Genomic DNA, 19,255 nt, shown 5'->3' with positions numbered 1-19,255 from the left:
AAGGGTTTGCGGCTCACCGGATTCTACTCAACCTCAATCGTTCCCCCCATCGATTCAACCAGATTTTTAGTGATTGCCATTCCCAGACCAGTTCCCTGTATTTTGTTTGTTACGGAACTTTCTGCACGAGTAAATGCGTCAAAGATAGTTTCTTTAAAATCAGCAGACATTCCCATACCATTGTCACTGACTATAAAATGATATTTTCCATATGTAGAAGAGTTTGTCTCACTTTCTTCTGCTATAAACTGGATTATTCCACCTTCCTGTGTGTACTTTATTGCATTAGACAACAGATTACTGAAAATCTGCATCAGATGAACCTTGTCGCCATTTACCCACTCATGTTTAAGGTTTTCTTTTGTGATTATAAAACTCTGATTTTTTTCGTTTGCCTGTGAATGGAATATTGTATTGAGTTCTTCCATAAAATCCAGAATAGAAAAATCAGAATATTTGAAAACTGTTTTTCCAGCTTCAATCTTGCTCATATCCAAAACATCATTAATAATTCCTAATAGATGCTGAGAAGAAATAGCTATTTTATCTGCATACTCTATAACTTTTTCTTTGTCGCCGGCATTATGTCTGATTAATGATATAATACCAATGATTGCGTTCATAGGTGTGCGAATATCATGCGACATATTGGATAAAAAATCTGTTTTTGCCTTATTTGCATTTTCAGCGGTCTGTAGAGCCTCAATAGCAATGTTCTTAGCCTTTTTCAGATTTTTATTAGCTTCTTCCATTTCGCTTATAATCATTGCCTGAAGCTCATTGTTTCTTTTTTCAAATTTAACTTTTTGATTTGCAATACTGAATCTGGAAATACTGTAGAATAATCCAGCAAAAAGCAAGAGTATAAATCCTGTCATGAGCATTGTAGTAAACCCAATCGTTTTCTGGTATTCTTTCAACACATTATCTACTGTCGCTTTTTTTACAATATAAATCAACATCGTATTGTTGCTTTCTATCGGACAATATCCCAAATAATAAGGCTTATCTTTCCCCAAAAGTTCTACTCCCTTTTTTCCTTCCGCAATCTTTTTATTCAGAGAATCAAACTCTTTTTCTGTTATAGCATGATTACTTTTCAGATGTTTCAGTAATGAATAATTTCGAAAAAAAATGTCATCCTTCTGGTTCGTATAAGTAATATTTCCATCATCATCCAACATGAAGAGATATGCACTTCCATCATATCCTCCAAGATTTAACATGGAGTCTAATTTCGAATGATCATACACTGTTCCAATCGCTGTATAAGTTTCCCCATTAATCGTATATTCCTGACATGGAATTGCTACCAAATAACCGTCTTTTTTCACTTGTTCAAATTCAAAAGCGACCAATTTTTCAATATTAGATCCGTTTCTCAAATTCAGCAAAAGCTTACTAGGCATATCAACTTTCAGTTTTGTTCCATCTGAGGTTATAGCTTTTCCATTTTCCTGTAGAAATAAAAGTGTACTCTCAGATTCTTTTTCCCATGCCTTAAAAAAGTTTCGGTTATTATCTGTTTCAAGGGATATTTTCTTCTCTTTGCACAGATAGTCCTCAACAAAATGTAACTGTCTATAGTATCCACTCACTTGCATATCATAGGTCTGTTGAATCTGTTCGACAACAGATTCCATACTGATTTCTCCATTTACCTCAATATATGTATTCATCCTATTCAACAGAAACTTTACAAAAACAAAACTTGAAAGAATAAAAATTATGACAAACAATGACATTATTATTTTTTTTCTCTTAATTATCTCTTGTTCTATGTGCACTTTATTTTTCAACCTCTATATAGTCTTCTGGTGCTGACGGTTGCTGCCCATTTGACATGGCCGCAATCCATGCACTAGATAATGTTGTATCCCCTATTTGCTCAATAGCACATTTTGGATTAATTTTTTTTAAAATAGATTTTGTCGTATCCGTAAGAAGAATGGAATATTCTTTTTCTGGGTCTATTTTTTTATCATTTATTGTTATATCCTTTAATGAGAATCCATTTTCTTCGTTTTTGACAATTATTTTCATACCAGATGCAATCGGCAACTCGTATTTTGTGGTTACATAAAAATTCTCATCAGCCTCTGTAAGATATTTTTTAACGAGTTCATAAACCTGCTCACCGTTGATCTTTACAAGATATAATGGGGTGTCTGAATTCTTCGCTGTCATCAGACCGACCCAGCTGTTGGTGCATTCTCCTTTGTAAATAGAAGAAGTATAATAATAATATGGTGTCAGAGCCAACTGTGCATCATTTTCTTCTCTGATTGTAGTTAACTTTGTCTCAATTCTTTTAATTATAGCATTTTATTTTTTCACGTCTATATTTTTCACATTAATGCAAAAAAATTTTTTATTTTTTCTTTTCCCCCACTGTAAAACAGCCTCTGAGCGTTTCGTTATATAGAGGGATACAAATAAGAACAAGATCCACCCATGTTTAACAGTATTGCCGTTTGGCATCCTGTTCTCCTATGGGATTTATCTTGATGGGGATCTCCCCATACCCTCTCAATAACAGACATTTTATAGGATTACGTCTTACAAAAGCAAATCAATCACCAGATTGAAGTTGTTGCAGACATGAATGATCTCAGGTTTGAACATGATGAAAAAACCGGGAAAAAGATTGTAGATGAATCCGGACGAAGCATCCTGCGAAAGTGGCAAAGAGTCTTCGTCTCTTACGAGATGAATACTCTTTTTCTATTTCAGAAACTGTGAATAGTAACCGGTCCTATAGCTAATTAAAGGCTAAAACAAGCAGTTACTTTTAGATGTAATCACAGTATCGAAGATTTATGCGACTGCTTAAGCATCATAGATTACTTCTTTCACGAATTTGATGATATTGATGATGACTATTTTGGCGAAGAAGGTTTTTATATCTTTTAAACCACAACCGTCCTTTTAGTATGCCCGCCTACCGGCGGGCATCTTTCATTCAAGAGTGCTCCGTAGGAGCAGTTTCCTATAAAAAAATAAGGTCATCTATCGCGGAAAACGGTAGACGACCTCAAGTTATATACTTTTTTATGACGTTATTACTTTGTATTTGTGTTTTAATGCTTTTGACAGTGCAACATTTGTAAATGGAACAATCTGATCATTTTGCAAACGGCCAAGGACAATACCCGGATCTCTGTCAATTCTTTCAGCAAATCTGCGGATAGCATTTTCGCTAAACTCATTCATTTTAACGAAAGCCTCATATTCTCCCGGAGGAATCAATTTGTCTTCCGCATATTTATCTGCTGCATCCTCCTGGCCAGCGTGCTCATTTTCAAACGTAATTCCATAATCACCATTAATAATATGGCCAATCTCATGGAACAGAGTAAACCAAAATGTATCTGAATAGAAACGTCTGTCATTCACCATCAGCATTACATTCTGTCCAATCTTCTTGGTTGCACCATTTATTCCTGAACCCGGAAGATTTGGAAGTATTACGAATATTACTCCCGCATTTTCAAAGGCCTGCCTAATCAATGGATAAAAATCTCCATGCTGTGTTGTTAATGTCAACGCATAATCAACAGCTTTTTCAAACTTCTTTTTGTCAAACTTAGGTACTTCTATCTTCAGTGCCTGATTAATTGCGATCTGAACCATTGCATTTGCTCTGACAATATTAGCCTCTTTCATATCCTCAGATGCACTTCGGAAACTAACTGCCATATTTTGCTTTGTGAAAACAGATAATGACGCAACATTTAAAAATTCACGCAGGCACTTAATCTGCTCATTTGTTTTTCTCGGACGATCAGGCAATCCAAAATTCTCTCTGAAATATGTGTACTGAAAGTACTTGAAAATTCTTCTTTCCTGCTCTAATTCCTTGGATGATTCAAACTCAGCAATCAAAGCGTCATAGCTCTTCTGAAGATTCAGCCAGTAGTCAACACTAGTCCCTAACATTCGAGATAATTTCATGGCTATATCGATTGATAAGCTTTGCTCCCCACGTACCAGAATACTTAAATTCTTTGGCGTGGTATCTAATCGTTTTGCAAAATCTTTCTGAGAAAGTCCACTTTCCTCAATGATTTCTTTGATATAGTATCCAGGATGAAAAGCAATCTTATCATTATATTCAATATAATTACTCATAATGGTTACTTACCTCCTTTACTTCAACAATTCTAACCATACCAGCAATTTCATCAATATTACAAGGATCATAAGGTTCTTCATTCTCATCTAATGGCTGAATAATAATACGCCATGGATCTCTTCTCGTTTTTACATCTATAGCAAAAAATCCATCCATATTGCCATTCAACTTATGAAAATGAAACGTCGGCATCATTACTATATCCTTAATTACACTCGCCTGCTGCATAGCATTTATTCGGGCAAATAAGCTGGTTGCTAATGCAGCATTCCCGCCAAACAACTTTTTTGCAGTTTTTAAATCGGTACATTGTTTCTGAACTTTGCTGTTATTGTATAGTAGCTGCACGTTTGCCCTCCTTTTCAAATTACCCGTTGGGTAATTTAAATATACCATCAGGAGAATCTCTAGTCAATAATTCACACACTCTTTTCACAATTATTCTTCCATTTCCTTTTGCTTTCTGGCTTCAACCTCCTCCGGCTTAGTAGTCATGAGTGAGTAAAGCTTCAATGTCTTATCGAACTTATCCTTGAACGGAACACCCAGTCCGTTAGCGCCATCGCAGGCACCCTCAGCCATATCGTGTATGGTCTCCAGGATCCTCACTCCTCCTGGCCGACATCATTCGGGAGTATCATTATTAATTCGCCGCTTTGCCAAGAAAGCCATCGCCGCAGCAATGTTTCAAAGGGAGATTATGCTATGCGAATTGAAAATTTACAAAATGAAAACAGAAAATATGCAAAAAGCATCAGAAACTTCCATGTGCTTGAATATGTGCAGGATGCCAGCGTTTCACCTATGAATGCAATGAATGAGTATTTCATGAGTAAAATGAATGTCAGAAGAAGACAGGTTGTTATTGATATTGATAAAGACCATTCAGCTGTTATCCAGGCTGGTGCCATGCAGTGGATGGGTGGTAATGTACAAGCCACATCTGGTGTAAAAGGTATCGGAGATTTCCTTGGAAAGGCACTCAAGGGTGCGGTTACAAAAGAAACCGCAGTTAAACCGGAATATGTTGGTGAAGGCTGCCTGGTATTAGAACCGACATACAAATACATTATCCTTGCAGACATTGGAAAATGGGGTTCGGCCGGAATGACAATTGAAGATGGCATGTTCCTGGCTTGTGATGCAAATGTAAAAAGTAAAGTTGTAGCCAGAAAGAACCTTTCATCAGCAGTATTATGTAGCGAAGGTCTGTTTAATCTGAGTTTGCAGGGAAATGGTGTAGCTGCACTGGAGTCTAATGTTCCCGAAGATGAATTGATTGAAGTCATATTGGAAAATGATGAACTGAAAATTGATGGAAACCTTGCTGTATGCTGGTCATCTAATCTTGAATTTACCATAGAAAGATCTACAAAAACACTTGTCGGATCTGCAGTTAGCGGAGAGGGTCTGGTAAATGTTTATCGTGGAACAGGACGAATACTGATGTGTCCGGTCGCACCGACAACTTCCTTGTTTGAGTCCACCAACACCATGGCTGCAAAAGCTGCAGCTAAATCTAGCAATACATTTGGAAAATAAGCATAAAATACATTCTCACGTAAACAACAAACGCCGGTATAGGATTATAAAAATCCTGCATCGGCGTTATTAATTGTGATTATTTTATTTTTTTTACTAAAATGAACCTCTTGTCATCTCTGCAAATTTTTCAATTCTTTTCAATTCCATCTGGCATATGATCTTTCTCAGTTATTTTTCGAATGACCCGGCATGGATTTCCAACTGCCAAACTATACGGCGGAATATCTTTTGTTACAACACTCCCTGCACCAATTACACACCCTTCTCCTATGGTGACACCACCACAAACAACCACATTAGATGCCAGCCAGCAATTATCTTTTATAGTTATTGGTTTCGCATATTCAAGATTATAAAAACTGCCATCTTCTCTCATCCTGATATTGCGTTCTTCAGGTAATAATGGATGCATAGGAGTTGCCAATGTAACATTTGGACCAATCATCACATTATCGCCTATATGTATTTCACATACATCTAAACATGTAAAATTAAAATTAGCAGAACTGAATTTTCCAAAGAACGTATTACATCCGTAATCAAAATAAACAGGCGCCTGTAAATAGGGGAGTTCCTCTGTTGCTGGCAATAATTTCCTCAATATCTGTGCTTGTTCTTCTTGGTCATCTTCATCTGTCGAATTGTATTTTCTTGCTAATTTACGTGCATTCACGCGTAATTGCTCCAATTCTTTATCCGTTGGATCGTACAACTCTCCACTTAGCATTTTTTCTCTTTCAGTCATTTCCGATAGCCTCCTAATTCCGATTAGCGTATCAAATCATTTTCTTCATTCTATCACAGCCTCTATTATTCCACCATCAATCTTTCAAACCAGGTATCCATAGCAAGGATGAACTGACCTACATCTCCTTGACAAACTTGTTTGGAGAGGCTACGATACGCCCTGTGATCGCACTACGGAAACTTGAGAAGCCCATAGTCCGAAAGGCTCCTACGGAAGCCTTTCGTTATTTATATGGATAAATTAAATTCTTAAAATTCCCAATATACTCTAGCTTTACGGCAGTATCTCAAGCCAGTATCCATCTGGATCTACAATGAAATAGATTCCCATTGCTTCATTTTCGAAACAAATGCATCCCATCTCTTCATGCTTCTTATGCGCTGCCTCGTAATCCTCTGCCTGGAATGCCAGGTGGAATTCGCATTCACCCAGATTATATGGCTGTGGATGATCTTTAAGCCAGGTAAGTTCCAACTCAAAATCACTTACATCATTGTTCAAATACACAATGATAAAATCATCGGTAGTCTTTCTTCTCACTTCGTGCAGATCAAGGGCCTCGTTGTAAAATTTAATAGATCGGTCCAGGTCTGATACATTGTAGTTTTCGTGAATCATCTTAAACTTCATAATTCTTCTCCTTTTGCACATTCTGTGTTTTTAATACGTGATTTATATTGCGGATATTCCGTAATAAACCGCTTAATTACATTGGCATCATTCCAGTAATGCATTGGAAAAATGACATTGCAATCTACATTTTTAATGAAATACAGGATCCCATCGGCATAGTGATCTCCCTGTCTCGGATCTAAGGGAACAAATGCAGCGTCAAAATGCATGCCCTTGATTTTCCTGATCTCCGCACGATATGCTGAAGTAAGTCTCTGGTTATCAGCTTTTGGCTCACCATCCCAATACCAGTCATTTAAGTCACCGGCATGATAAATGGTGCCTTCCTTTGTTTTGACAATAAATGCTACACCACTATCGTTAGATAGCAATGTATCGACTTGAGTGCCATTATCCAGATTATAAGTCTGATCATGATAAACATATGTGATCTTCATATCTGACAAATGTTTTCTTTTGCGTATATCTTTCGCCAAAATTGCCTGATATGTCATGCTCATATCATCAAGGATCTCAAAAATCACAGGATTAAAATGATCCTTATGAAAATGACTGCAAAAAACAATTACTTCTTTTTTCTTGTCAAGAAGTGGTAATTCACCCTTATAATAGTCAAAAATATAGTAGCAATCTTTAGTTTCAATTAAAAATCCACTGTGGTTAATGTAAGTAATTTTCATCACCTTTATAAAATAACTCCTTTTTCCCTATAAGCTTACAGACGAATACCTGGCGTCCATCCACGACCCAGAAGATGTCTAATATTCTTTTTCAACTTCTTCCCCGGTACAAATGCTTGCACGAATAACTGGTTTCATATGTTCTCTGTCATATGTTTTTTTCACGATTTTCTTTTTGAATAATCCCATGCTTCATCCTCCGAATAATTACAGTAACAAGATCAACTATTTAATTTCTGGAACATTTTTCTGCATCGATTGCCAGCACAAACATCAGCGCATCCAATGCATTTCCTGGATCCTGCACATCAATAACATATGTATCAGTCATATGAAACAATTCTTTACTAACCCGTGCAATTGAATAACCGCTTCGATCAAGAATGCTATAGTCCCATTCCATAATGGTTCCATCAATATGCCATCCATTGTAATCAATATTGTAATGTGGCGTCAGAAATGAGAATTCTTTGCTCAGGCATCCGATATAACTGCCGTTTTTATAAATTTCGAATTTAGGAAGAAAAGTAAGTACTTTCTGAACAACCATTCCTACTTCATTTCCATAGGCATCATAAATTACAAGTTTATGTCCCCAGGACAACTGACCTTTTACTACATAAACAGTGTTGCCTGCTTCATCATAGATATCATAGCTGTCAAACCATGAAAACAACCGTTGTTTAAATAATAGCTTCATAACTTTTCACCGCTCTCTCCAACAGACATAATAGGTTCTTTATAAGTACCATAATACCATGCCATTACACTTTAAAAAACATGTAAATCGAAGAATTAACCCATCTTATTTCACAGATTATGACAAAACATAGATTTCCGGCTATAAATCTCTACTCGCTCCCCAAAAGGTACAAAAAAGACCATTTACTGTTTTACGATAAATAGTCTTTACGTTTCTATATTCAATTTATATCGTACTGAACCGCTTATCATCCCTGCAAACTGGAAATTATATATGTCTTTGCAAATATACCATATCTATTAGCTGTACACCGTCCTCATAAATTGGGTGGTCATAATTATCGGTAAAGAAATTGGGAATCTTGTGAGAACGAACAAATCCACATTTTTCATAAAATGGTATCGTCAATGGACTGTCACCTGTTCCAACTTGCAAAACAGAATATTCATCCGCATATTTATTGGCAAGAAAATCAATTAATGCTTTGCCATAGCCCTTTTCCTGATTTTCCGGATTGACTGCGATATTCTTGATTTCAAGTATTCCATTACCTTCATCGGTGACAACACATTCAGCTTTTACATCATTGTCTTCAAGCACATACATAGTTCCTTTTTCAAGATAGCAATCAACCATGCTCTCCTGTTCATCAGCTAATAACAATAATGATATAAACTGCTTTTTATTTTTGTTAACTTCTCGAATTCTCATACAACTTGTTACTCCATCAATTGCCATCTAGTTTAATTCATCAAATCCCGATTTTTCAATCCGAATAATTTTAGTTTGCCGCTTCCCATTTTGCAATCGCCGAATGGGACACATTCATTTTTTCTGCAAGCATTTCTTGTGTAAACCCATTTGCACTTCGCAGTTGTTTTATTCTTTCTCCCATTGTCATATAATGCACCTACTTCCCCAGAATTTATTTTACCACGTATTCTTCTGTTCATCTGTCACCTGCATCGTATCCGTATTTACCAGATAAAAATCTACCAATTCGGTCTCGTAATTACCGTCTGGATATACTTTTTCTAACACCAGTTCTTCGCAAGAATTACCATCCGCATCCGTCTTCGCTCCGTTGTCATACAGACAATATCTTACATTTACCGTATTACCATCTTTTGTTTCCTGCGTTTCACTGACAATACCATAGACTTCTCCTTTTGCATTCGCAGTGTAACTGAAGTCCATATTTTGAAGTGCATTATTCTCCTGAAGATAATTATAGACCGCCAGCATCGCATTCTGAATCGTCAGACCATCATGCTGTCCTTCTGCCTCATAAGCTTCTACCACATCTCCGTTCTGAGTATCTTCTGTCACTGGGAAATCCTCTGTATCCGCATCCGATGATTCTTCGTTATCTTCTTCAGCATCCATTATATCCGAAGAATCCGAAGACCACCACAGACCATCCATACTCTGCATAACAAATGGATTATTGGTTCGATATCTCCGCTCGCCGCCATAATCCTCCTGCACGGTTATATACGTATATTTGCTGTCATGACCAGTCACCGTCTCCTCTCCATCCATTCCGAACACTACACTCAGACCACTCATTCCAATAATCAAAAGTGTAAATATCGCAGCAGCTCCAAAAATGATTATTAATGCCACTCTGTTTTTACCAGACTGTATGGATAATGCCTGGCAATTGTGTCTGTACAAGCTTACGATTCCCCAGATTAAAAGAATCGCCAGACTGATTGTAATAACAGCAATCGATATTTCTGCGAAACGATATCTCACTTCATATCCCATATCACGGTTTATACCATACCACAATCCGTAAAAGAAGGTACTATATGCAAGAATCAAAGTAATGATACTGATCCGTACCGGATGCTCTTTCTCATCCGGCACTGCCTTTTTCAGTGCTTCTGCCATCTGCACTGTATCTCTCTGCTCTATCCACTCAGCAAGCTCAGCTTCTGGCGGATATACACATTTAGTATCCGGAATCCCTGCATAACGCATCTGGCTCTCTTGAAGCCCTTCTGTATCTCCTGCCACTACTGCTGTAACCACTTTCAGGTAATAATACACCTTCAACTGTGCCGGATTAAATTTATCTATACAAATATCTTCCAGCTCCTGTGTAGCCCGTTCATAATTGTCAAGAAGTATACTCATCCTTGCCATAACCAAAAGCATCTGATTCGCCACAGCAGGGTAACGTTGATATTGTTTCTCATATAAATACTGTGCATACTCATGTCGTTCTTCCGGTGTTAACCGGTAGGACTTCTTTCTACTCTGTGCCAGCATCGCGATTCGCATACCATAAGCCAATTCTAAAATCGCAATCAGCTGGCAGATAAATGCACCAAATCCCCAGATATCTGTTATACGATCCACATAGGTTACCAACACAATGCCTAGCATTGCCGGAATCACGATCAACCATTTTGCCCAATCTGATTTTCTCACACTAACACCCTCCTGAATAGTTTTTCTGAATATAGTATATTACCGCACACACCAATCAACCATATACGCATTTTCAATTAATATCATACTGATCCGCTTGTCATCCCTCAAAACTTGAAGTTATCTTACTTTGCTTCTTAACAACCGGGTTGGGTAATCTTCCTGTCTCAATAATCGTTTCCAGCATTCTGGCAAACCCTTCCGGGTCGCGAATTTGATACTGCATATGGTTAAATCCCTCAAAAACTGGTAAATTACCGTGTATATATGTCTGCATCACTGCATTTCTGTATTTGAAAATTTCATTTTTAATTCAACAAACTTTTGTTTATCTCGTTCTTAGGTTCATCTTTATTCTCGTATGTTCTCACTATCGGAATCGTACTCTGTCTGTTCTACATAATCTGCGGAACAGTCTCGTTTGTACGGATAAAAAAATAAACTGAGCCACGGCTGTTCCAACATGAAATCAGCCGTGGCCTTATTTATATCATTTCACTCTTTTTTGAAATAGAACAACACCACAGCAACAACTCAAATCGACTTAAAATTCCAGACTATTCGCATTCAGCAAGAAATACTTCATTCCCATGATGACAAAACCTTCATCATTTCTCCAAGGCTTTTTGCTGCCATTTACTATGACGATCTTCTTGAAAGAGTCCGGGATATTACGCAGAGAATTGAACTCCTGCGTCTGTTTTTCTTCCGAAGTCATGTCATATGCAACCTGGATATAGTATCTCTGGTTTCCTTGATTCACCACAAAGTCAACCTCCAACTGCTTGCGAACACGTTTGCCCTCTTTATCCTTATCGAAGATATCCACGACACCCACATCAACATTGTAGCCACGGATCAGCAGCTCGTTATAAACAATGTTCTCCATGATATGAGTAGGCTCCTGCTGTCTGAAATTCAGACGTGCATTTCTCAGTCCCAGATCAGTAAAGTAGTATTTCAGATTTGCACCGATATACTTTCTGCCCTTAATATCGTATCGGCTTGCCTTGGAAATCAAAAAGGCATCTGTCAAATGGTCGATATGCTTGGAGATGGTTTTATTAGCATAAGTCATCTGGCGCTCACTGGCAAATGTATTGGCAATCTTTGAAGGGTTGGTCGGTGCGCCAATTGCAGATGCAAGCACATCAACCAAAATCCCAATCTCATCCACGTTCTGAATCTTATTTCTTTCAATAACATCCCTCAGATAGACATTTGCAAAGATGTTCTTCAGATAGTCCGCTTTCTGTCGTTCGCTCTGGAAACTTACGATCTGCGGCAATCCTCCGTAGATCATGTAGTCATCCCAGGCATCATCATAATCGCCGTCATAGACAGAATAAAACTCTGCAAAGGAGAGAGGATAGATTCTAATCTCATCACCTCTGCCACGGAACTCGGTCACAATGTCGCTGGACAGGAACTTGGAATAACTTCCGGTGACATACACATCAATATTGCTCATGCGGAGCAGGCTGTTCAGCACTTCCTCAAATCGTGACATAAACTGCACTTCATCAAGAAGCAGATAGTATTTGCCATCGTCTTTCATGGCATCCTTGATGTACTTGAAGCATACCTTGGGATCTCTTAGTTCCTCATTTTCAATACCGTCCAATGCAATCTCAATAATATGATCAACATCAACGCCGTTCCCCAGTAAGTATCTCTTAAAGATGGTAAACAGCAAAAAGGATTTGCCACATCTACGAATGCCGGTAATCACCTTTATCATTCCATTATCTTTTCGCTCGATCAGCTGCTGTAGGTAAACGTCTCTTTTAATCTCCATCGTTACGCTCCCCATTTCCGTGCATCTGCACACTTTTTAGTAATGAGATTCTATCACAGAACGACCTGCATTTCAATATGTATTCCCATTTTATGTGCATCTACACATTTTTATGTAATGTTGATAAATATATTTTCAGATTTTTTTGATTGCAGTGTCTATAATCGATTACTCCAATCGTTATTATAGGTAAACAACAAAAAGAAGATTGCTTTCATTTATCAGGACTATGAACGATTGAGTAATGTAGCACATAAATTTATGTCATTCATAATAGAAAATGTTAGATAAAAAGATTCATTTTAATTTTTGGATTCTATATTAAAAGTGGACAGCCCCCAATTGGTGAACTGTCCACTTTTTTTAATAATATTCTCGTTCTTCTCACCAGTCTTTCACTTAACATCGGATTCCAATATAAATCACATTCTCAGGCAGTAACAGTACAATAAGATTTATCGGATATTTCAACAGACGCTTATAACAATCCACTGTATATTTTTAAATCTTCATCCTTAAACACATTAAAGATTACCTTTTTTATTCTGCTGTCTTTGTTAAGATACTGCTTTACAGTGTTCGTTGCAATCTCGGCAGCTCGTTGCTGTGGAAAACGGAATACACCTGTAGACAAACAACAGAATGCAATAGATTCCACACCAGTATCAGCTGCAAGCTTTAGGCACTCTGTGTAGCAGCTTGCCAACAGGTCTTCATCTTCTTTTGTGACTTTCCATTGTATAATAGGTCCTACCGTATGAAGAATATATTTTGTCGGAAGATTGTATCCCGATGTTATCTTTGCTTTACCGGTCTCTTCTTCATGCCCCTGCTTTGCCATAATTTCATGCATTTTCAAACGAAGTTCCATTCCAGCATAAGTATGAATAAAGTTATCAATACAGGCATGCATCGGTGAAAAACAACCAAGCATCTGTGAGTTACACGCATTCACGATCGCATCACATTTCAAAGTGGTAATATCCCCCTGCCAGATATATAATCTCGAATCGGATTTTACAGGTGCAAGCGTATCAATATCTGTGATTCCACGCTCTATATTTCTTTCTGTAAGATACTCATCCTGTATTTTCAAAAAATCATTACTGATTGGTCTTGGCGGTCTGACGTTCATAAGTGAGCGGAGCAGATTTTCCTGCCCCTGCTTATCCGTAGGAATGTTCTGTCTGCCAAACGGTATTTCTTCTTTTAAAAGATACTGAATCAGATATTCTCTTCGCTCATCCTGTGTCATAATACCAGCCCCCTTATATCAGTAATTGCCTTTGCCATATCACCGCCAATACCGATTGCACGTTTCCCGAAGCTTTCCGGAACTACCGCTTCATCCATATTCAGGCGTATCAAACTATAAGACGAGTTCTCCCTCACCATCTTTTCAAAAGGGAAACGTATAATAATCGGCGTATTAAATCCAACTCCAAGTTCCAAAAGAACTACCTTTTTATCTTTATTCTGTTCCAGAAAACCCGCATACCTGTCGGCTGCCTCATGCCACGCTTCATCTTCCACAAAATAATTATCACAACGGAGATTCATAGCCATATTGCCGCCACACACCGGACATTTTGGTACAAGTTCTGATGGAATCAGGCAGTCTCTTCTTGCTTTATCCATTTTACGAAACAGGTCTTTTGCATCGTAAGTCTTTGGATGACAGGCTTTCTGGCACTGGATTTTCCCATACTCTCCCTGTGCCTCATACAGCCGAAACACTTCGATTGCGTCTTTCGTATCTCCCGGATAGATTTTCTTCATATATGGATTTTTTTCAAACATAATATCAAGATTCTTTTTTCCGATGTTCTTTATTTTTCCACGCAGAGACACTGCAATTTTTTCTCTCGTTGCTGATATTTCCACATACTGCTGCTCCATTAACTGGTCATAAAATGCTTTTCCCTTTGCTGTAAGGAAATACACACCTTCTTCATCATAGTACATCATATCTATGATTCTTGTCTGAGGATGTCCATCTGAACCTATCGTTGCAACTGTTGTTGAATGAATTTCATCCACCAGAAGTTTAAGATAATCCATTTTTGTTTTAATAGTTGCTGTATTGTTACTCATAAATCTCCTTTTTGTGAGATTTGCCTGAATTTAAAACAGCCCGCAGGACGGGATTCCCTGCGGGACTTGTTTTATCATATCTTCTCTCATCCGGACTTTACCGTCGGTTATGAAATTGCACCATATCAGCTTTTGCTCGCAGACTATACTGCCGGTCAGGAATTACACCTTGCCCCGAAGACTGTAATTTTTTCTGTTAATTATCTTTAAAATTCATAAGGTGGATTTCCAGAGAAATCTGCGATTAAACCATGCGGATTTTCAAGATAGAATACCTCAAAAATAGGATTATCTGCTGTCTGGTACTGTCCCTTAACGATAGGATTGTTCATGCATCCTTCCTTTACACTCTTGTTGTCCTCAAATACTGCTTTGCCATGAAGGCGAATCCATGCGTATTCAGGGGAAGATACTGATACTTCTACTTCAGGATTTGCTAACATATCCTTGTAAACATCCTTTGTGTTGTTAGTACAGAACCAAAGCTTTCCGTCCTGCTCAAAACAGAACATGAATGGACGGCATTTTGCCTTTCCATCTCTTCCGACGGTTGCTAAATACTGAACCGGGTTTTTCTGTAAAAATTCTACTACTTTCTGCATTTTAAATTACCTCCTTGGTATGTTGTAACAATGGTTATTACATCTTGTGGCTATACAATATCATCAGTTTAATGTAATGTCAATAGTTACATCAAACTTTTTGTAACTTTTTTTGTTACAACTCCTTTTGAAGATTTTACATTGATTATGAAAAACGAAAAGGTTCCGGAAATTGTGATGATATAATCACTCATCCGAAACCTTCTGTAGGCTACTCTTCCTCTGTATACACTGCAATATCTTTTTTCACATCAGCAAGTGTCATTTCTGAAAGTTTTTCCTCCATTGCCTTCTGTACTTCTAATAGTCTCTTATCAAGAACATGGTGAATATTCTTTCCTACCGGACATTTCTGATTGGGATTCTCATGAAAATGAAACAGTTCTTCATCTGGTGCACATTCCACTGCTTTATACACATCAAGGAATGTAATCTGCTCCAATGGTCTGGTAATTGTCACACCGCCTGTCCCTCTTGCAACTTCAATAAGACCAGCAGCCTTTAATTGTTGCAATATTTTACGAACAATCACCGGATTAGTTCCAATGCTTGCTGCCATAAAATCACTAGTCATCTTCTGATCCGAAAATGTATCTATACAGGCAAACATATGGATTGCCATTGTAAATCTGCTTGAAATCTGCATTATAAACACCTCTCTTTGACAGTAATCATATCAAAAAACAGATGTAATTTCAATGGTTACATTGTTGCTGAAAACTTAATATAAATACAATCAATAGTCTGCTTTAGAAAAAACAGGAAGATACTTTACAAAATCTTCATCAGATATTGACAGAATATTAGAAGCTCCTTTGTTTCCAGCCATTGTTTCCGTTTGAAGTCTTAACATCGCTACTACTAAAGCATGAAGAGCCCTATCCCTAGCTCTTGCAGCAAACGGCGTAGCTGTTGTACCTTCGACGTATCGATACATTTGAGAATGAAATCCAACAAAATTTTCATAGTTAGACAAATCCCTTGGCCTATATGGGTTATACACTGTAAAAATAATTCCAGGATATTTTCTTCCCACTCGGCTTGTTGCCTGAATATATTCCGAGTTCTGCTTTGGCTGACCTACAACAGCCATTAATCCCAATCTATCTACGTCCATACCTACTGCAATCATATTTGTAGCAATAACCACGTCATAGCAACTCTGTCTTTCTTTGGATGGATCAAATGGTTCCGCCAGCTTTTCCAATATTTCAGCAATTTGATACGATGGAATTCTAGAAGTAATTTCTTTCTTACCGTCAAATCCTAAAAATCTCTGCCTTGCATTCTTATATTTTTTTCTTAATACTTTAAGTCTGCTGTTAATATCGTCGTCCAGCAAACGTACCGCACCACCAAGCTCGCGAATTGAGTTAAAGTATCCAACCAGGGTATAATAAGGATCAACATAATCCTGGTACTTAGGATCTTCCGACAAAATAAAAGCCTCTTGTAAAAGAACCGAATATAGCCTGATTAAAGTAGTCTTAACAGATTGTCCACTTGCGCAGATACCCGCATACTGTCTGAAAGGCTTCTCACCCTTCTCCAGTAGTTCTGTAATATCATCCTCCGTCAAGTCTTCTAAGTCTTTAGATACAAGAGGAATCTCACGAATAAAATAGGCATCTCTAGTGTCGAATCCACTAGGGAGAAATTGGGCATAGTTTTCCCTTGCATACAGGCATTTAATCTGTTCTCCCGCATTCTTTATAGTTGCCGTAGAAACTACATATTTCGGATGTATTTTCTTTCCATTTTTCTCAAGACAACACATATCCTCAATAATGGTTTCATAACCGCCATAGATTGTACCTAATGGGCCTGATATCAGATGCAACTCATCTTGAATAATCAACTGTGGCGGATAAAAAGGCTTACATGCTTCTATTACACATGCATCCAATCCATTTTTTGCATGGGGGAAATTTCCGGAGAGACCATTTTTATTGATGGTACAAAAATTGAAGCCAGTGCCAATAAGTATACTTTCGTCTGGAAGAAGGCAGTAACAAAAAACCAGGCAAAACTTTTGCAGAAACTTGCTGATTTTGTAGCTGAGTGTGAGTTGCTTTATGATATAAAAATCGTTTATGGAAATACAATAAAAATAAAGCATGTAAAGAAGCTCCGCAAAAAACTGTATGCATTAAAAGAAACTGAAAATATAGTGTTTGTGCATGGGATTGGGAAAAGAAAAACGCCGCTTCAAAAGAGCATTGAAACTCTTGAAAGTTATTTGAACCGGCTCAAAAAATATAACCAGCAGATACATATCTGTGCGGGACGCAACAGTTATTCAAAGACAGATCATGATGCTACTTTTATGCGAATGAAGGAGGATGCCATGGGAAACGGACAGTTAAAGCCTGCTTATAATCTTCAGCATGGCGTGGATTCTGAATACATCACATGGCTTACCATAGGTCCCCAGCCTACTGATACCACAACGTTGATCCCTTTTTTGAAAGATGCACAGGAGCATTTGAAATTCAAATATAAAAACATAACAGCAGATGCTGGATATGAAAGTGAAGAAAACTATCTCTTTCTAGAAGCAAATGGTCAGCTTTCTTATATAAAACCTGCGAACTATGAGATTTCCAAGACCCGTAAATATAAAAATGATATCGGTAAGATAGAAAATATGGAGTATGATGTAAAAAAAGATATCTATACCTGCAGAAATGGTAAAAAATTAGGTGTAGATCATATCCGCCACTCAAAAAGCAAAACAGGATATGTAAGCGAAAAAACGATTTATAAATGTGAGGACTGTAATGGATGCCCTTACAAAAGCGAATGCATCAAAGGGAATAATTGCAAAACCCATTTGGAAGAACGGACAAAGACACTTCAGGTTGCGAAAACATTTCTAAAACATAGAAAAGAAGGTTTAGACCGGATACTCTCAGAAGAAGGGATTCTCTTCAGGACAAACCGAAGGATACAGGCGGAAGGCTCCTTTGGAAATTTAAAACAGGATATGCAGTTCCGTAGATATTTAAGCAAAGGAAATGCAAATGTTTTTGCAGAGAGCACGTTGCTTGCCATGGCAAGCAACATAAACAAACTGCATAATAAGATTCAAAATGGAAGAACCGGAACACATTTATTTCCGATAAAAAGTGCCTAAATTTTGACTTATCAAAACAATTTTTCAAGCCATCAAAAATGGCTTATTAAAGTGCGTCTTTAATAATAGCCTGTAACAATGAAAAGCGTTTTTTGATGGATTTTATCCTTAAAACAGCAAAAAGGAAGCTGCCGCTTCACGAAAATTCATTCGTTAAAGCGACAGCCCTCTCTTTACTTTGACCTAAAATATGCTTACCTGTCTTACAAGCTTATTGTAGCACAAGGTGCAGTTGGTTTACAGTCGCAGTTTGGCAAGAATCAAACACTGCCTATATTTGCATCGGGATAAATCGGAATCTACCTAAGACGCTTCTTAATGAATAACCTTCTGTTCTTTTACAATATCCCACAGGATTGCATCCACTTTGTTATGTAAAACATCATGCTGCAGGCGATAAAGATTTTCCAGCGTAACCTTCAAATCATTATGAACAAAGCCTTCTACATTTGTAGCACGGATGCCTTCCTTTGCCATCATCATAGCCTGCAAAGAACCAAACAGGGCAACATACATTCTTGTAGCGCAGGAAGGTTTTGCACCATCACATACTACGCCGGCCATCTGAACCTGTGCTGTACACAGCATATCATTGATCTGCTGAGGAGTCAGGCCATGGAGAAATGCGACACCGGCAGCCGCTGCAGGTGCGGCTGTTGTTGCACAGGAGCAGGTAGGAGGCATATAAACATATTCTTTAGAAGCATATTTCATAAAGGTATTCATCAGCAATGCAAAGGCT

20 protein-coding genes, 1 pseudogene and 1 riboswitch are annotated in these 19,255 nt (G+C 37.8%); of the genes and pseudogenes, 2 read left to right on the top strand and 19 right to left on the bottom strand.

Going from position 1 to position 19,255, the window contains the following annotated elements; translation table 11 throughout:
- Positions 1-23: 23 nt before the first annotated feature.
- The 5 genes from NBH03_RS08570 to NBH03_RS08550 form a co-directional block, all read right to left on the bottom strand.
- Positions 24-1,643, bottom strand: a complete 1,620-nt coding sequence (locus tag NBH03_RS08570) for a sensor histidine kinase (protein ID WP_250799176.1) — start codon at positions 1,641-1,643, stop codon at positions 24-26.
- A 145-nt stretch (positions 1,644-1,788) separates the two neighbouring features.
- On the bottom strand, positions 1,789-2,286 hold the full coding sequence (locus NBH03_RS08565; RefSeq protein ID WP_331476101.1) for a 5'-nucleotidase C-terminal domain-containing protein: 498 nt from the start codon (positions 2,284-2,286) through the stop codon (positions 1,789-1,791).
- A 765-nt stretch (positions 2,287-3,051) separates the two neighbouring features.
- Positions 3,052-4,131, bottom strand: coding sequence for a HigA family addiction module antitoxin (locus NBH03_RS08560; protein WP_250799171.1), 1,080 nt, complete (start codon positions 4,129-4,131; stop codon positions 3,052-3,054).
- Positions 4,124-4,483: a type II toxin-antitoxin system RelE/ParE family toxin gene (locus NBH03_RS08555; protein WP_250799166.1), complete on the bottom strand. Its 360-nt coding sequence runs from the start codon at positions 4,481-4,483 to the stop codon at positions 4,124-4,126. Before NBH03_RS08555 ends, NBH03_RS08560 begins: the two co-directional genes overlap by 8 nt.
- 90 nt (positions 4,484-4,573) lie before the next feature.
- On the bottom strand, positions 4,574-4,717 hold the full coding sequence (locus NBH03_RS08550; protein ID WP_215632899.1) for a hypothetical protein: 144 nt from the start codon (positions 4,715-4,717) through the stop codon (positions 4,574-4,576).
- A 123-nt stretch (positions 4,718-4,840) separates the two neighbouring features.
- Here NBH03_RS08550 and NBH03_RS08545 point away from each other — a divergent pair, with 123 nt between their 5' ends.
- Complete coding sequence (locus tag NBH03_RS08545) at positions 4,841-5,677, top strand: AIM24 family protein (RefSeq protein WP_250799163.1); 837 nt, start codon at positions 4,841-4,843, stop codon at positions 5,675-5,677.
- Between the two features lie 130 nt (positions 5,678-5,807).
- Here the strand turns inward: NBH03_RS08545 and NBH03_RS08540 are convergent, their stop codons facing one another.
- The 13 genes from NBH03_RS08540 to NBH03_RS08480 all read right to left on the bottom strand — a co-directional run bounded on the left by NBH03_RS08540 (position 5,808) and on the right by NBH03_RS08480 (position 17,283).
- Positions 5,808-6,425 (bottom strand): sugar O-acetyltransferase, encoded by a 618-nt coding sequence (locus NBH03_RS08540; protein WP_227081395.1) that lies wholly within the window; start codon positions 6,423-6,425, stop codon positions 5,808-5,810.
- Between the two features lie 276 nt (positions 6,426-6,701).
- Positions 6,702-7,058 carry a VOC family protein gene (locus tag NBH03_RS08535; RefSeq protein ID WP_250799160.1) on the bottom strand — a complete coding sequence of 119 codons (357 nt, stop codon included), beginning with the start codon at positions 7,056-7,058 and terminating at the stop codon, positions 6,702-6,704.
- Positions 7,055-7,741 (bottom strand): MBL fold metallo-hydrolase, encoded by a 687-nt coding sequence (locus NBH03_RS08530; protein WP_250799399.1) that lies wholly within the window; start codon positions 7,739-7,741, stop codon positions 7,055-7,057. Before NBH03_RS08530 ends, NBH03_RS08535 begins: the two co-directional genes overlap by 4 nt.
- A 229-nt stretch (positions 7,742-7,970) precedes the next feature.
- Positions 7,971-8,441, bottom strand: coding sequence for an LURP-one-related/scramblase family protein (locus NBH03_RS08525; protein ID WP_015514812.1), 471 nt, complete (start codon positions 8,439-8,441; stop codon positions 7,971-7,973).
- A 270-nt stretch (positions 8,442-8,711) separates the two neighbouring features.
- Complete coding sequence (locus NBH03_RS08520) at positions 8,712-9,182, bottom strand: GNAT family N-acetyltransferase (protein WP_330575726.1); 471 nt, start codon at positions 9,180-9,182, stop codon at positions 8,712-8,714.
- A 43-nt stretch (positions 9,183-9,225) separates the two neighbouring features.
- The gene (locus tag NBH03_RS08515) at positions 9,226-9,345 is read right to left on the bottom strand and encodes a helix-turn-helix domain-containing protein (protein WP_250799159.1); all 120 of its coding nucleotides are present in this window, start codon (positions 9,343-9,345) and stop codon (positions 9,226-9,228) included.
- Between the two features lie 29 nt (positions 9,346-9,374).
- Complete coding sequence (locus tag NBH03_RS08510) at positions 9,375-10,883, bottom strand: hypothetical protein (RefSeq protein WP_250799154.1); 1,509 nt, start codon at positions 10,881-10,883, stop codon at positions 9,375-9,377.
- Positions 10,884-11,427: 544 nt separating this feature from the next.
- Complete coding sequence (locus NBH03_RS08505) at positions 11,428-12,681, bottom strand: ATP-binding protein (protein WP_250799149.1); 1,254 nt, start codon at positions 12,679-12,681, stop codon at positions 11,428-11,430.
- Positions 12,682-13,159: 478 nt separating this feature from the next.
- Complete coding sequence (locus NBH03_RS08500; RefSeq protein WP_250799146.1) at positions 13,160-13,936, bottom strand: protein-ADP-ribose hydrolase; 777 nt, start codon at positions 13,934-13,936, stop codon at positions 13,160-13,162.
- Positions 13,933-14,775, bottom strand: coding sequence for a pyridoxamine 5'-phosphate oxidase family protein (locus NBH03_RS08495; RefSeq protein ID WP_250799143.1), 843 nt, complete (start codon positions 14,773-14,775; stop codon positions 13,933-13,935). Before NBH03_RS08495 ends, NBH03_RS08500 begins: the two co-directional genes overlap by 4 nt.
- A gap of 74 nt (positions 14,776-14,849) precedes the next feature.
- A riboswitch (FMN riboswitch) is annotated at positions 14,850-14,961 on the bottom strand.
- Between the two features lie 20 nt (positions 14,962-14,981).
- Positions 14,982-15,377, bottom strand: a complete 396-nt coding sequence (locus NBH03_RS08490) for a pyridoxamine 5'-phosphate oxidase family protein (RefSeq protein WP_004844992.1) — start codon at positions 15,375-15,377, stop codon at positions 14,982-14,984.
- A 211-nt stretch (positions 15,378-15,588) separates the two neighbouring features.
- The gene (locus NBH03_RS08485; protein ID WP_009243644.1) at positions 15,589-16,023 is read right to left on the bottom strand and encodes an Rrf2 family transcriptional regulator; all 435 of its coding nucleotides are present in this window, start codon (positions 16,021-16,023) and stop codon (positions 15,589-15,591) included.
- A 90-nt stretch (positions 16,024-16,113) separates the two neighbouring features.
- Positions 16,114-17,283, bottom strand: a complete 1,170-nt coding sequence (locus tag NBH03_RS08480) for a helicase-related protein (RefSeq protein WP_331469041.1) — start codon at positions 17,281-17,283, stop codon at positions 16,114-16,116.
- 3 nt (positions 17,284-17,286) lie between these two features.
- Here NBH03_RS08480 and NBH03_RS08475 point away from each other — a divergent pair.
- Positions 17,287-18,513: pseudogene (locus tag NBH03_RS08475) on the top strand (transposase); the annotation flags it as partial.
- A 315-nt stretch (positions 18,514-18,828) separates the two neighbouring features.
- Here the strand turns inward: NBH03_RS08475 and NBH03_RS08470 are convergent.
- The coding region (locus NBH03_RS08470; protein ID WP_250799133.1) for an L-serine ammonia-lyase, iron-sulfur-dependent, subunit alpha at positions 18,829-19,255 on the bottom strand (427 nt) is incomplete at its 5' end.

The sequence above is a fragment of the Coprococcus intestinalis genome, assembly GCF_023656595.1.
Lineage (GTDB): Bacteria > Bacillota > Clostridia > Lachnospirales > Lachnospiraceae > Coprococcus_A > Coprococcus_A intestinihominis.
The sequence above is the reverse complement of the archived record's forward strand: the minus strand, read 5'-3'. Positions and strand labels throughout refer to the sequence as shown.